The 14168-nt window shown below is 63.9% G+C and carries 10 protein-coding genes; 7 read left to right on the forward strand and 3 right to left on the reverse strand.

Annotated features, from left to right (window positions below):
• Window positions 1-73: 73 nt before the first annotated feature.
• From CAY82_RS09490 to CAY82_RS09520, 7 genes are all read left to right on the forward strand, one after another.
• Window positions 74-1876: an ABC transporter ATP-binding protein gene (locus CAY82_RS09490; protein WP_087500976.1), complete on the forward strand. Its 1803-nt coding sequence runs from the start codon at window positions 74-76 to the stop codon at window positions 1874-1876.
• On the forward strand, window positions 1870-3639 hold the full coding sequence (locus CAY82_RS09495) for an ABC transporter ATP-binding protein (RefSeq protein WP_087500977.1): 1770 nt from the start codon (window positions 1870-1872) through the stop codon (window positions 3637-3639). Before CAY82_RS09490 ends, CAY82_RS09495 begins: the two co-directional genes overlap by 7 nt.
• The gene (locus tag CAY82_RS09500; protein ID WP_087500978.1) at window positions 3636-4580 is read left to right on the forward strand and encodes an ABC transporter permease; all 945 of its coding nucleotides are present in this window, start codon (window positions 3636-3638) and stop codon (window positions 4578-4580) included. The genes CAY82_RS09495 and CAY82_RS09500 overlap by 4 nt, the downstream gene beginning before the upstream one ends.
• On the forward strand, window positions 4577-5527 hold the full coding sequence (locus CAY82_RS09505; RefSeq protein ID WP_087500979.1) for an iron chelate uptake ABC transporter family permease subunit: 951 nt from the start codon (window positions 4577-4579) through the stop codon (window positions 5525-5527). Before CAY82_RS09500 ends, CAY82_RS09505 begins: the two co-directional genes overlap by 4 nt.
• Complete coding sequence (locus tag CAY82_RS09510) at window positions 5524-6306, forward strand: ABC transporter ATP-binding protein (protein ID WP_087500980.1); 783 nt, start codon at window positions 5524-5526, stop codon at window positions 6304-6306. The genes CAY82_RS09505 and CAY82_RS09510 overlap by 4 nt, the downstream gene beginning before the upstream one ends.
• Window positions 6303-7292, forward strand: coding sequence for a siderophore ABC transporter substrate-binding protein (locus CAY82_RS09515; protein ID WP_087500981.1), 990 nt, complete (start codon window positions 6303-6305; stop codon window positions 7290-7292). The genes CAY82_RS09510 and CAY82_RS09515 overlap by 4 nt, the downstream gene beginning before the upstream one ends.
• 153 nt (window positions 7293-7445) lie before the next feature.
• Window positions 7446-9695: a TonB-dependent siderophore receptor gene (locus tag CAY82_RS09520; RefSeq protein WP_087500982.1), complete on the forward strand. Its 2250-nt coding sequence runs from the start codon at window positions 7446-7448 to the stop codon at window positions 9693-9695.
• Between the two features lie 181 nt (window positions 9696-9876).
• On the opposite strand, the gene glmS is transcribed toward CAY82_RS09520, so the two are convergent.
• From glmS to glmU, 3 genes are all read right to left on the reverse strand, one after another.
• Window positions 9877-11712, reverse strand: a complete 1836-nt coding sequence (glmS, locus tag CAY82_RS09525; protein ID WP_087500983.1) for a glutamine--fructose-6-phosphate transaminase (isomerizing) — start codon at window positions 11710-11712, stop codon at window positions 9877-9879.
• A 3-nt stretch (window positions 11713-11715) separates the two neighbouring features.
• The gene (locus tag CAY82_RS09530) at window positions 11716-12492 is read right to left on the reverse strand and encodes a DeoR/GlpR family DNA-binding transcription regulator (protein WP_087500984.1); all 777 of its coding nucleotides are present in this window, start codon (window positions 12490-12492) and stop codon (window positions 11716-11718) included.
• Window positions 12493-12769: 277 nt separating this feature from the next.
• Window positions 12770-14137, reverse strand: coding sequence for a bifunctional UDP-N-acetylglucosamine diphosphorylase/glucosamine-1-phosphate N-acetyltransferase GlmU (gene glmU, locus CAY82_RS09535; RefSeq protein WP_063912288.1), 1368 nt, complete (start codon window positions 14135-14137; stop codon window positions 12770-12772).
• Window positions 14138-14168 lie beyond the last annotated feature (31 nt).

Genomic DNA, 14168 nt, shown 5'->3' on the forward strand with positions numbered 1-14168 from the left:
TGCGAAACGCCAGGCGACAAGGACATCAGGCACGCCCAACGGGCAGCCTGCCGTAGTCATTTCAGGAGATTCAATGAGCGCCAACGATGCAAGCGAGGCAACCCCAACCCCCAGCGGCACGGTAGCGCAGGTGCTGCGGCCGATCCGCAAACGCCTGATCATCGCCGGGACCTTGGCCGCCGTCGGTAGCATGCTGACCCTGGTGCCACTGGCTGGCATCGCCCATGTCGCCCAACTGGTGCTTGCACCACAGGCCGCCGACAACTGGGCCCAGGTCCAGGCCAACGTCTGGCAGGTAGCAGGGCTCAGCCTGCTGAGCCTGCTGCTCGGGATGCTGCTGGTGTCCCTTGGCGAGAGCCTCGCACACCTGGCCGACAACCACATCACCCGCCACCTGCGTCGGGCCATCACCCGGCGCCTGGCCCGGGTGCCGCTGGGCTGGTTCTCCAGCCGCGCCTCCGGCGAGGTCAAGCAGGTGATGCAGGACGATGTTGCCACCCTGCATAGCCTCACCGCGCACTTCTACACCACCGTGGGGCGCTGTTTCGGCGCGGTAGCGATCTCGACGTTGTACCTGTTCGCCATGGACTGGCGCATGGCGCTGGTCTCGCTGTTGCCCTTCCCGCTGTTCCTGCTGTTTTTCCGCCGCGCTACCAAGGCCAGTGGCAAGAACCTGCAGGCGTTCGGCGCCGGCATGGCGCGGATCAACAATGCAGTGGTCGAATTCATCAACGGCACCCCGGTGGTCAAGGCGTTCGGCATTGAGGGCAAGGCCCACGGCAGCTACCGCGAGGCGGTGGATGCCTTCGCCACAGCCTTCACCGACTTCACCCGGCCGCTGGTCAGCGGCATTGCCAACGCCCACGCCATGCTGACCCCGGTGGCAGTGCTGGGGGTGGTGCTGGGCTTCGGTACGCTGTTCTGCGCCCTGGGCTGGATCGCCCCAGCGGGCCTGCTGCCGTTCGCCCTGGTCGCCCCCGGCCTGTGCGCCCCGTTGCTGTTGCTCAGCTACGTGATGCATGACCTGCAACACGCCACCGGCGCGGCGCAACGGCTGCACGCCCTGCTTCAGACCCCGGTGCTCGAGACCTTGCCAGGCGGTCCGGCACGCCTGGCGGCCGACGCACCGATCCATGTCGAGCACCTGGTCTACGGCTACGATGGCCAGGCCCCGGTGCTCGACGACATCAGCTTTACCCTCGAGCCTGGCACGGTCACTGCCATTGTCGGCGCGTCCGGAGCCGGCAAGTCGACCCTGGCCCGCCTGCTGTTACGGTTCTTCGACCCCTGCGCCGGGCGCATCTGCATCGGCAATACCGATCTGCGCCAGATCGACAGCCGCCAGCTCTATCGCCATATCGGCTTCGTGCTGCAGGACGTACGCCTGGTCCACGCCAGCCTGCGCGACAACATCGCCCTCGGCCGGCCTTCGGCCAGCCAGCAGGAGATCGAGCATGCCGCACGCCTGGCCAACATCCATTCACGCATCCTGGCGCTACCACGCGGCTACGACTCGGTCATCGGCGAGGATGCGCAGCTTTCCGGTGGCGAGCTGCAGCGGGTGAGTATCGCCCGTGCCGTACTGCTCGATCCGCCGGTGCTGGTGCTGGACGAAGCCACCGCCGCCGCCGATGCCGAGAACGAGGTGCAGATCCAGCAGGCACTGTCCCGTTTCGCCAAGGGCCGCACTGTGCTGGTAATCGCCCATCGCCTGGACACGGTGATGCACGCTGACCGGATCATCGTCCTCGACAACGGCCACATCCGCGAACAAGGCAGTCACCACCAGCTGCTCGCCCGCAATGACCACTATGCCCGCCTGTGGGCACTGGGTGGCTATCAACAGGCCATGCAAGAGGCGCAAGCACCATGCTGAACACCTTCAACCGATTGCTCGGCAACGACGCCGGGATCTTTCGCCGCTACCTTGGCATGACGCTGGTCTACGGCCTGCTCTGCGGGTTGAGCATCGTCTCGGTGCTGCCGGTGCTGGCCAGCCTGCTGGCCAATGACCTCCCTGCCGCCAGCCGTTGGCTGATTCCGCTGGTACTGGGCGTGGTGCTCTGCTGGGCACTGCGCCGGCGCGTCGAACGGGCGGGTATCCGGGTTGGCGTCGCCGTGCTGCAGCAGGGCCGCCATCGCCTTGGTGACCATGTCGCGCAACTGCCGGTGGGCTGGTTTGACGCGCACAACACAGCACGCCTGAGCCATGTGACTGCCGAGGGCATGATGGCCCTGGCGCAATTGCCGGCCCATGTGTTCACCCCGCTGATTACCGGCCTGGTGACTCCACTGGTGGTAGTGGCGGCCCTGTTCGCCCTTGACCTCAGGATGGGCCTGATCGCGCTGCTCGCCCTGCCGCTGTTGCTGGCGGTGCTGGTACTGACGGCTCGCCTGGGCCAGCGCGCCGACGATCGCTACCACGCCAGTACCGCCCAAGCCAGCCAGCGCATGGTCGAGTTTGCCCAGGCGCAATCTGTGCTGCGCGCGTTCAATGGCGAGGACGGCGGCAGCCACTTTCTTGAGCAGGCCATTACCGACCAGCAGCAGGCCGCGCGCCGCTTGATCCATGTTTCGGCGATGTCGGTGGTGGTCAATACCTGGGCGGTCCAGGCAGTGTTCGCCACACTACTGGGTGCCGCATTGCTGTGGCTCGGCCATCTGGTCGGGCAGCCCCTGGCGCCCGCCGCGCTGGTCCCGTTGGTGCTGACCTTGCTGCTACTGAGCCGCTTCGTCGACCCATTGCTGGAGGTGGCCAGCTACAGCGAAGTGTTGCGCGGCGCGCGCAGCCAGCTGACGACGGTTCGCGAGCTGTTCGCGGTGCAGCCGATGCCACAGGCACAGGCTCCGCAGGAGCCCGCCGACGGTTCGGTGGAATTGCACGAGGTCAGCTTCCGTTATGCCGAGAACCAGCCCGAGACCCTGCGCAAGATCTGCCTGCGCGTAGAGCCGGGCAGCATGACCGCGCTGGTCGGCGCCTCCGGCTCGGGCAAGACTACGCTGATGCGCCTGATCGCCCGTTTCTTCGATGTCAGCCAGGGTAGCGTACGGGTCGGTGGCGTCGACGTGCGGCAGATCGGCGCCGGCCGGCTGGCGGCACAAATCAGCCAGATTTTCCAGGATGCCTACCTGTTCCAGGGCAGCATTGCCGACAACATCCGCGTCGGCAAGCCCGATGCCAGCGAAGCCGAGGTCCTGGCAGCGGCACGCGAGGCCGGGGTCATGGAAATGCTGGAGCGCCTGCCCGAAGGGCTCGACACCCAGGTCGGCGAAGGCGGCACGCGGCTGTCCGGTGGGGAGCGCCAGCGCATTTCCATCGCCCGGGCGCTGATCAAGGACGCGCCGATCCTGTTGGTCGACGAGGCCACCGCCGCGCTCGACGCCGAAAACCAGGTCGCGATCAGCGAGGCGCTGGCGCGGCTGCGCGGCAAGCGCACGGTGATCGTGATCGCCCACCAGCTGTCGACGGTGGCCATGGCCGACCAGGTCGTGGTGCTCGACCAAGGCCAGATCAGCCAGCAGGGGTCCCCTGCCCGGCTCGCTCAGGCGCCAGGCCTTTACGCCCACTTCCTGGCCCAGCGCCGCGCCGCCAAGGGCTGGCGGATCGCCGCACAATCGGTCAGCGAGGACAGTGTTTGAACCGCGTCGTGCTGCCCCTGTTGCTTGTGCTGCTGTGCGGCCTGTCGCTGACGGTCGGTGTCAGCCAGATTTCCTGGTCAGCGCTGCTGGCCTTGTCCGACGAAGCCTGGCTGACCCTGACCGCCAGCCGCTTACCGCGCCTGGCGGCGCTGGTGCTCACCGGCGTAGGCCTGGCGGTATGCGGGGTGATCCTCCAGCAGATCGTACGCAACCGCTTCGTCGAACCTGCCACCAGCGGCGGGCTCGACGCAGCCAAGCTGGGCATACTCATCGCCGTCACCACGCTGCCTGCGGCGAGCACCACCAGCAAGATGCTGTTTGCCCTGGCCTTCTGCTTCATCGCCAGCCTGCTGTACGTGGCAATCATCCGCCGCATCCGCTTCAAGAATACCGTTCTGGTGCCGGTGATCGGCCTGATGTATGGCAGCGTGCTCAGCGCCTTCGCCGAGTTTTACGCCTACCGGCATAATTTTCTGCAAAGCATGCAGGCCTGGCTGCTGGGGGACTTTTCGCGAATCGTCCAGGGCAACTACGAGATCATCTACCTGGTCCTGCCAGTCGTCGCCCTCACCTACCTGTTCGCCCAGCGCTTCACCGTGCTCGGCATGGGCGAGGGAACGGCCAGCAGCCTGGGGCTGAACTACAGCGCCCACGCTGCGATCGGCCTGATACTGGTGGCGGTCACCGTATCGGTCACGGTAATCACCGTCGGCGCAATCCCCTTCGTCGGGCTGGTGATACCCAATCTGGTGGCGCTGCGCTACGGCGAGAACCTGGCCCGTACCCTGCCCATCGTGGCCTTGGGCGGCGCCTCGCTGCTGCTGGCCTGCGACATTCTCGGACGCCTGCTGATCTACCCCTTCGAAGTGCCCATCGGTCTCACCGCCGGCAGCGTCGGCGGCGTGTTGTTCCTTATCCTGCTGATCAGGCAATTCCGATGAACAGATTGCTTGTGCGTTACGGCATCTGGCTGCTGGCTGCGCTGCTGGCCATGGGCTTCGTGCTGCTGGGCTCGAGCCTGGATTTTGACTATGTCATTCCCAAGCGCCTGAACCGTCTGGCGGCAATGATCATTGCCGGGGTTTGCGTGGCCTATGCCTCGGTGATCTTCCAGACCATCGCCGGCAACCGCATCCTGACCCCGGCGATCATGGGTTACGAAGCGGTCTACCTGCTGTTCCAGGCCCTGCTGATCCTGCTGCTGGGCACGCAGAGCCTGGTGCTGCTGGGGCGTCATGCCAATGTCGCGCTGTCGATTGCGCTGATGCTCGGCTACTCCTGGTGGCTGCACCGCTGGTTGCAGCGCGACGGGCGCAACAACGTCTACCTGCTGCTGTTGCTCGGGCTGGTGCTGAGCATGGTGATGACCACGGTTACCCAGTTCATCCAACTGAAGATAAGCCCCGGCGAGTTCTCGATCCTGCAAGGCTTCAACTACGCCTCTTTCAACAAGGCCCAGCCGACACAGGTGCTGTATTCGGGCCTGCTGACAGGCGCGGTCTGCCTGGTGATCCAGCGCCTGCTACCAACCCTTGACGTACTGGCGTTAGGCCGCGACCAGGCGCAGTCCCTGGGCATCGATTATCTGGCCAGCGTGCGCCTGCAACTGGCGCTGATCGCCGTGTTGGTAGCGCTGTCCACCAGCCTGGTCGGGCCGACCGCGTTCATGGGCGTGTTCGTTGCCAACATCAGCTACGCCCTGGCGCGCACCGCCCGCCACCGGGTGACGCTGCCGATGGCCAGCGCCATCGCGATCATCCTGTTCATCGTCAGCCAGTACCTGGTCGAGCAGTTGTTCAACTACAACACCTCCGTCAGCATCCTGATCAACCTGGTGTGTGGCCTGTACTTCCTCACGCTTATGGTTCGCACACGAGGCACCGCATGATCTCCCTACGCCATGTCCACAAGACCTACGGCAACAAGCCGGTGCTGACCGATGTCAGCGTGCGCTTCCCGCGTGGCCAGATAACCTCGCTGATCGGCCCCAATGGCGCAGGCAAGACCACCTTGCTGATGTTGATGGCGCGCCTGCAGGCTCCTGGCCAGGGTGAGCTCAGCCTCGACGGCGAGCCGCTGGCCGCGATCCCGCTACGCGACTACGCCAAGCGCGTGGCCACCATGCGCCAGGCACCGGAATTCAACTTGCGCCTGACCCTGGAAGAACTGGTGGCATTCGGCCGTTTCCCCTACAGCCGCGGCACCCTGACCCGCGAAGACCGGCAGGCCATCGACGACGCCATTGCCTTCCTCGCGCTGCAACCGCTGCGCCAGGCCTATATCGACGAACTCAGCGGCGGCCAGCGGCAGATGGCGTTCCTGGCAATGACCATCGCCCAGCAGACCGACTACCTGCTGCTCGACGAGCCGTTGAACAACCTCGACATGAAACACGCGGTGATGATCATGCGGGCACTGCGCCGGCTGTGCGACGAACAAGGCCGCACGGTGATCATGGTGGTCCATGACATCAACTTCGCCGCCAACTATTCCGACCACATCGTCGCCATGAAACGCGGCGCCGTGCACTGCAGCGGGCCGGTAGACGAGGTGGTCAACGCCGTGCGCCTGGCCGAGCTGTTCGACCTCGAGTTCGAGATCCTGCGCAGCGAACAGGGCTTCGTCTGCAATTACTTCAACCCAACCACGTCAAGGGAGCTGATATGACCGCGGGCAACCGTAATACCCTGGCCGTTGCGCTGCTGGCCATCGCCGCCGCGCTACAAGGCTGTGACCAAACCAAGGCGACCAACGACGCGCCGCAGCCGGCTGCAACTGCGGTCGCAGCCAGCTACCAGCCGATCTCGATCAAGCACCCGCTAGGCACCACCGAGATCGACAAGCTTCCCAACCGCGTGGTGGCCTTCGACATGAGCGAGCTGGACAGCCTCGATCAGCTTGGCGCGCCGGTGGTGGGTATGGCCAAGGACTACGTGGTCGACTTCCTCGGCCACTACCGCGACAACCCGGACGTCGCCGACGTCGGTACCACCATCCAGCCCAACCTAGAGCGCCTGCACGCGCTCAAGCCCGACCTGATCCTGATCTCGCCGCTGCAGGCACAAAGTTACGCCGAGCTGAACCAGATCGCGCCGACCCTGTACGACGACCTGGACCTGACCAACAAGAACGGCAATTACCTGGAGACCGCCAAGCAACACCTGAGGGTGCTCGGGCGGGTGCTCGGCAAGGAGGATCTGGCGCAAGAGAAGATCGACCACATGCAGGCCAAGATCGAGCAGACCCGCAAGGTCACCGAAGGCCGTCCGGAAAAGGCGCTGATCGTGCTGCACAACAACGGCTCGTTCACCTCCTACGGGGTGCAGTCGCGTTACGGCTTCATCTTCGACACCCTGGGCGTCAAGCCGGCCAGCGCCGACATCGCTACCGGCCTGCATGGCCAACCGATCTCCAATGAGTTCATCCAGCAGGCCGATCCGGACATCCTCTTCGTCATCGACCGCACCGCCGTGATGGAGCGCCGTGCCCAGCTCGACCTCGCCAGCCTGGACAACCCGTTACTGCGCAAGACCAAGGCCTGGCACAACGGCCGGGTGATCTTCGTGGATGCCCAGACCTGGTATTTGTGCACCGCCAGTGTGACCTGCCTGGACCGCATGGCAGACGAGGTGATACGCGGCTACCAAGGCTGAGCCACAGCCCCGACCGAGGAGGTGAGGCCGTCGCCTGGCACGGGCGACGGCTTCATTCTTAAATGCTAATGATTTTTATTGAGGATTTTTTTTGCTGGCGCGGAAACCTTTGTGAATACCTTCACTCATCCTGCGCATCGAAAGGAATCCAGCATGTCGGAACGCTGTTCGCCACAGCGCGTTCGCCCCGTGTCACAACGGGCGGCGTCGCACTTTCAGTTCAACCGCACCTTCACTGCCGTGCATATGGCCCTGTTACTGGGCCTGGGCGGTAGCGCTGTAGCCGCAGAGCCAGCCGACAAAGCACAGGAGACGACCGGACAGGCACGCCAGGAAGCTGCCACCGGAAAGCTGGAGCTGAGCGAAACCATGGTCGAGGGCAAACTCGACAAAGCCGCACTGCCGCCGGTGTATGCCGGTGGCCAAGTGGCCACCGGCGGGCGCGTAGGCCTGCTGGGCAACAAGGACTTCATGGACACCCCGTTCAGCACCATCAGCTACACCGACAAGTACATCGAAGACATTCAGGCCCAGAACATCACCGACATCATCGCCGCCACCGACCCCACGGTGTTCAGCAACGGGCTGTCCGGAACCTACAGCGAGAACTATTCGATCCGCGGCTTCGCCTCCAACATCAACGACGTCAGCATCGGCGGGCTGTACGGCATGGCGCCCTACTACCGCATCTCGCCCGAGATGTTCGAGCGCGTCGAGGTACTCAAAGGCCCATCCGCGTTGCTCAACGGCATGCCACCCGGAGGCTCGGTGGCGGGTAGCATCAACCTGGTGCCCAAGCGCGCCGGGGCCGATCCGTTGACCCGAGTCACCACCACTTACATGTCCGATGCACAACTGGGCGGGCATTTGGACGTCGGCCGGCGTTTCGGCGACGAGCAGCAGCTTGGTGTACGTTTCAACAGCGTCTACCGGGATGGCGACACTGCCACCGACCACCAGCAGATGAAGGTCCAGCTCAATTCCCTCGGCCTGGACTGGCAGGGTGAGCGCGCGCGACTGTCGGCCGACCTTTACCAGAGCGAAGACCGCGTCAAAGCTCAGAACCGGGGCATCGGCATCGACCGGGGCGTGCCGGTGCCCCGTCCACCGAAGTCCGACACTTTGCTCAACCCCGACTGGGGCTATGTGCAGACCCGCGACAAAGGCGCGATCGTGCGCGGCGAGTACGACCTCAACGACGCGATTACCGCCTATGCGGCGGCGGGCACCAGCCGCACCGACTACGCCTACAATGGCGCGATCTCGTCCAAGGTGATCAACACCGCCGGCGACTTCGAGACGACCATGGGCCAGTTGAAGATCGACCTGGAAAAGACCTCGGGCGAAGCCGGCCTCCGGGGCAATATGGACACCTTCGGCATCGGTCACCAGTGGTCGCTCAACGCCACCCACTACTCCGACAAGGAGAAGGACTACGGCCGCCGCTCCGTACCCGGGGCTGACTGGGTGACCAACATCTACAATCCGGTCTGGGGCCCGAAGGCACCGGAAAGCTGGCCGGCGATCCTGCACACTGAAACGCGTCTGAGCAGCTACGGGCTTGCCGATACCCTGTCGTTCCTCGACGAGCGTCTGCAGGTGACCCTTGGTGTGCGCCGACAGCAGGTGCTCACCGATACTTTCAGTGTCAGCACTGGTGCGCGCACCTCCCGCTACGACGAAAGCGCCACCACTCCGGCAGCCGCCGTGCTGGTCAAGCTGACCGACGAGGTGTCGCTGTACGCCAACTACATCGAGGGCCTGAGCAAGGGCGCCAGCGCACCGATAAGCGCCGCCAACGCCGGGGAGGTGTTCGCGCCGTACAAGTCCAAGCAGAAAGAAGTCGGGGTCAAGCTCGACCTGGGCGACTTCGCCCATACCGTCAGCCTTTACCAGATCGAGCGGCCCAGCAGCTACACCGACCCAGCCACCAACATTTTCTCGTTCGGCGGCGAGCAGCGTAACCGAGGCATCGAATGGAGCTTCTTCGGCACCCCGCTCACCGACGTACGCCTGATGGGCGGCGTGGCCCGGGTCGACCCCAAGCTGACCAAAACCGCAGGTGGCGTCAACGATGGCAAGATCGCCACGGGTCAGCCGAAGCTGCAAGGCAAGCTGGGCGTGGAATGGGACACACCGATGCTCGAAGGCCTCACCCTGACTGCCAACGCCAGTGCCGTGTCCAAGCAGTACATCAGCGCCGACAACAGCCAATCAATCCCCGGCTACACCATCTACGATGTGGGCGCGCGGTATGCGTTGCAGGTCGCCGACCACCCGGTGACTTTGCGTGGCACGGTGAATAACGTGACCAACAAGGCCTATTGGGGCATGCCGCTGCTGTCCAGCCTTGGCCTGGGCGCGCCACGCACCGTGCAGCTCTCCGCCAGCGTGGACTTCTGAACCACCGGCGAAAAGATTCGATCGGCTAAGGTCACAGAGGGGACCGCAGACAGAGCAACGGCAGCCAGGGAAGGCGTTGAGACAAAGGGGGCCAGCAGCGGCCCCCTTTGTTAGCGACAGATTTAATCACGGAGCGACAGTGTTAATTCTCAGGAACCAGCAAAGCGCCCCAGGTTCCGACTTACTCGACCGTAACCGACTTGGCCAGGTTACGCGGCTGGTCCACGTCGGTGCCCTTGAGCACGGCTACGTAGTACGACAGCAGCTGCAGCGGAATGGTGTACAGGATCGGCGCCAGGGCGTCGGCGATGTGCGGCACCTTGATCACGTGGGTACCTTCGCCATTGGTCATGCCGGCCTGCTCGTCGGCGAACACCACCAGCTCGCCACCACGGGCACGCACTTCCTGCAGGTTGGACTTCAGCTTCTCCAACAGTTCGTTGTTCGGCGCAACGGTAACCACTGGCATGTCGTTGTCCACCAGCGCCAGCGGGCCGTGCTTCAGCTCGCCTGCCGGGTAGGCTTCGGCGTGGATGTAGGAGATTTCCTTGAGCTTGAGTGCACCTTCCATCGCCACCGGGTACTGCGCACCACGGCCGAGGAACAGGGTGTGGTGCTTGTCGGCGAACAGCTCGGCAATTTTTTCGACCGTGGCATCCATGGCCAGTGCTTCGCCCAGGCGGGCCGGCAGGCAGCGCAGTTCTTCAACCAGCTCGGCTTCGACGCCAACTTCCAGGGTACCGCGTACCTGGCCCAAAGCCAGGGTCAGCAGCATCAGCGAAACCAGCTGGGTGGTGAAGGCCTTGGTCGAGGCCACGCCAATTTCCGGACCGGCCAGGGTCAGCAGGGTCAGGTCCGACTCACGCACCAGCGAGCTGATACCGACGTTGCAGATCGCCAGGCTGCCGAGGAAGCCCAGTTCCTTGGCATTGCGCAGCGCGGCCAGGGTGTCGGCGGTTTCGCCAGACTGCGAGATGGAGACGAACAGGGTGTCCGGCTGCACCACCACCTTGCGGTAACGGAACTCACTGGCCACTTCCACCTGACACGGGATGCCAGCCAGGCCTTCCAGCCAGTAACGGGCGACCATGCCGGCGTGGTAGCTGGTACCGCAGGCAACGATCTGCACGTTGCGCACCTTGGCGAACAGTTCGGCAGCCTTCGGGCCAAAGGCCTGGACCATCACATTGTCCTTGCCCAGGCGGCCTTCCAGGGTGCGCTGCACCACGCTTGGCTGCTCGTGGATTTCCTTGAGCATGAAGTGACGGTAAGCGCCCTTGTCGGCGGCTTCGGCACCTTCGTGGTACTGCACGGTTTCACGCTGGACCTTGTGGCCGTCCTGGTCCCAGATGGAGACCTGGTCACGGCGGATTTCGGCGATGTCGCCTTCTTCCAGGTACATGAAGCGGTCAGTGACCTGGCGCAGGGCCAGCTGGTCGGAAGCCAGGAAGTTCTCACCCAGGCCCAGGCCGATGACCAGCGGGCTGCCGCTACGTGCGGCAACCAGGCGGTCAGGCTGCTTGGCGCTGATCAGCGCCAGCCCATAAGCGCCATGCAGGCGCTTCACCGCCGCCTTCAGGGCATCGGTCAGGTCCGGGATGCTCTTCAGCGTGTGGTGGATCAGGTGGACGATGACTTCGGTATCGGTCTGCGAAGTGAATACATAGCCAAGGCCCTTCAGCTCTTCGCGCAGTTCTTCGTGGTTCTCGATGATGCCGTTGTGCACCACAGCCACTTCACTTTCCGAGAAGTGCGGGTGAGCGTTGCCTTCGGTCGGCGCACCGTGGGTGGCCCAACGGGTGTGGGCGATGCCCAGCTGGCCAGCCAGTGGCTCGGCGGCAACAGCGGCTTCCAGCTCGCTGACCTTGCCGATACGGCGGCGGCGCTGCAGTTCACCGTTCTGGGTTAGGACAGCCAGGCCGGCGCTGTCGTACCCACGGTACTCAAGACGCTTGAGGCCTTCGATCAAGATGGCTGTGATGTTGCGCTCGGCGACGGCACCAACGATTCCACACATGGTTTATTGCTCCTGGCTGATCGCGGCGCAGATCAGGTTGATGCCGCGGGCTTGAATTTGTTCGCGTGCCGCTGCGGGCAAGCGTTCGTCCGTAATAAGGGTGTGCACGCTGCCCCAGGGCAGCTCGAGGTTGGGGATCTTGCGCCCTACCTTGTCCGATTCGACCATAACGATCACTTCACGGGCGACTTCGGCCATGACCCGGCTCAGCCCGAGAAGTTCGTTGAAGGTGGTGGTGCCGCGGTCGAGGTCGATACCGTCAGCGCCGATGAACAGCTGGTCGAAATCGTAGGAGCGCAACACCTGCTCGGCCACCTGGCCCTGGAACGACTCGGAATGCGGGTCCCAGGTGCCACCGGTCATCAGCAGCACCGGCTCGTGTTCAAGATCGCAGATGGCGCGGGCGACGTTCATCGAATTGGTCATCACCACCAGGCCAGGCTGGCGCCCCAGTTCGGGGATCATGGCTGCCGTGGTGCTGCCGCTGTCGATGATGATGCGCGCATGTTCGCGGATACGCGCTACGGCGGCGCGGGCAATGGCCTTTTTATAGGAAGACACAGGCTGGGCGGGCTCACCGAGCAGCTCCTGTGGCACCGGGACAGCGCCACCGTAGCGCCGCAGCAACAGGCCATTGGTTTCGAGGGCAGCGAGGTCCTTGCGGATGGTGACTTCCGAGGTTGCGAAACGCTTGGCCAAAGCGTCCACACTCACCTCGCCCTGCTCACTGAGCAAAGCCAGGATGTTGTGCCGCCGCTGCGGGGTGTTTCGTTTCGACATGAGCGCTTAAGTTTCGATTCGAAAGATAATGGTGGCAATCAAAACCTAAGATGAGCGATTCGTCAAGCTGTGGATAAATCCCAATGGAAAATGGGCACCCTGTGGGAGCGGGTTCACCCGCGAAGAATCCAACGCGATGGGATGGCACCGGCTTCGCCGGTGTTCGCGGCTGAAGCCGCTCCCACAGGGATCGTGCCAGCCCTTAGAGATGATTCGCCCACAAAAAAGCCGACTTATTCACATAAGTCGGCTTTCGATCGAAACAGCTGTGTATAACTCAGCTCTTCTTGATTTTCTCTGGCCGCTTCCAACCCGAGATGTTGCGCTGGCGTGCGCGGGCCACGGCCAGGTCGCCAGCCTCAACGGTCTGGGTAATGGTCGAACCGGCTGCGGTGGTCGCACCCGCCATGATTTCCACAGGCGCTACCAACGAGTTGTTCGAGCCAATGAACACGTCCTCGCCCATCACGGTCTTGAACTTGTTGGCGCCATCATAGTTGCAGGTGATGGTGCCAGCACCGATGTTGGTGCGAGCGCCGATTTCGGCATCGCCCAGGTAGGTCAGGTGGCCGGCCTTGGCACCTTCCCCGAGGTGGGCGTTTTTCAGTTCGACGAAGTTACCCACATGGGCCTTGGCGTCCAGCACGCTGCCTGGGCGCAGGCGGGCGAACGGGCCGGCATCGCTGCCCTCGCCCATCACGGCGCCTTCCAGGTGGCTGTTGGCCTTGACCACTGCGCCTTTGCGCAGGGTGGTGTTCTTGATCACGCAGTTAGGGCCAATCTGCACATCGTCCTCGATGACCACCTTGCCTTCGAGAATCACGTTGATGTCGATCAGCACGTCACGGCCAACAGTCACTTCACCGCGTACATCGAAGCGCGCCGGGTCGCGCAGGGTCACACCCTGGGCCATCAGGCGGCGGCCTTCACGCAACTGGTAGTGGCGCTCCAGTTCGGACAGCTGGCGACGGTCGTTGGCGCCTTGCACTTCCATCGGGTCGTGCGGCTGTTCGGTAGCCACCACCAGGCCATCGGCCACTGCCATGGCGATGACGTCGGTCAGGTAATACTCGCCCTGGGCGTTATTGTTCGACAGTCGGCCCATCCAGTCGGCCAGGCGCGCGGCAGGCAGGGCCAGGATACCGGTGTTGCCTTCCTTGATCGCTTTCTGCGCATCGTTGGCGTCCTTGTGCTCAACGATGGCGGTCACCTTGCCCTGCTCGTCACGCACGATGCGGCCATAGCCGGTCGGGTCGTCGAGGGTCACCGTGAGCAGGCCCAGCTGCTGCTCGTTGGCCTTGGCCAGCAGACGCTGCAGGGTCTCTACTTCGATCAACGGCACGTCGCCGTACAGCACCAGCACGGTGTCGGCGGTCAAGGCCGGCAATGCCTGGGCAACCGCATGGCCGGTACCCAGCTGCTTGTCCTGCATGACGAAGTTCAGGTCGTCAGCGGCAAGGCGCTCGCGAACCAGCTCGGCACCATGGCCAATGACCACGTGAATACCTTGCGGCTGCAACTGGCGCGCGCTGTGGATAACATGGCCGAGCATGGAGTTGCCGGCTACCGGGTGCAGCACCTTGGGCAGCGCCGAGCGCATGCGGGTGCCTTGGCCGGCGGCGAGAATAACGATATCGAGTGACATTACTGGCTACCAATCCTGGGCGGTCAGTGAA

This window comes from Pseudomonas sp. SID14000 (assembly GCF_002165135.1).
Classification (GTDB): domain Bacteria; phylum Pseudomonadota; class Gammaproteobacteria; order Pseudomonadales; family Pseudomonadaceae; genus Aquipseudomonas.

What these genes read in the sequence shown, in the direction of transcription:
- CAY82_RS09490 (WP_087500976.1), top strand. Translation starts at nt 74, where the DNA reads ATGAGCGCCAACGATGCAAGCGAGGCAACCCCAACCCCCAGCGGCACG.
- CAY82_RS09495 (WP_087500977.1), top strand. Translation starts at nt 1,870, where the DNA reads ATGCTGAACACCTTCAACCGATTGCTCGGCAACGACGCCGGGATCTTT.
- CAY82_RS09505 (WP_087500979.1), top strand. Translation starts at nt 4,577, where the DNA reads ATGAACAGATTGCTTGTGCGTTACGGCATCTGGCTGCTGGCTGCGCTG.
- CAY82_RS09510 (WP_087500980.1), top strand. Translation starts at nt 5,524, where the DNA reads ATGATCTCCCTACGCCATGTCCACAAGACCTACGGCAACAAGCCGGTG.
- CAY82_RS09515 (WP_087500981.1), top strand. Translation starts at nt 6,303, where the DNA reads ATGACCGCGGGCAACCGTAATACCCTGGCCGTTGCGCTGCTGGCCATC.
- CAY82_RS09520 (WP_087500982.1), top strand. Translation starts at nt 7,446, where the DNA reads ATGTCGGAACGCTGTTCGCCACAGCGCGTTCGCCCCGTGTCACAACGG.
- glmS (WP_087500983.1), bottom strand. Translation starts at nt 11,712, where the DNA reads ATGTGTGGAATCGTTGGTGCCGTCGCCGAGCGCAACATCACAGCCATC.
- CAY82_RS09530 (WP_087500984.1), bottom strand. Translation starts at nt 12,492, where the DNA reads ATGTCGAAACGAAACACCCCGCAGCGGCGGCACAACATCCTGGCTTTG.
- glmU (WP_063912288.1), bottom strand. Translation starts at nt 14,137, where the DNA reads ATGTCACTCGATATCGTTATTCTCGCCGCCGGCCAAGGCACCCGCATG.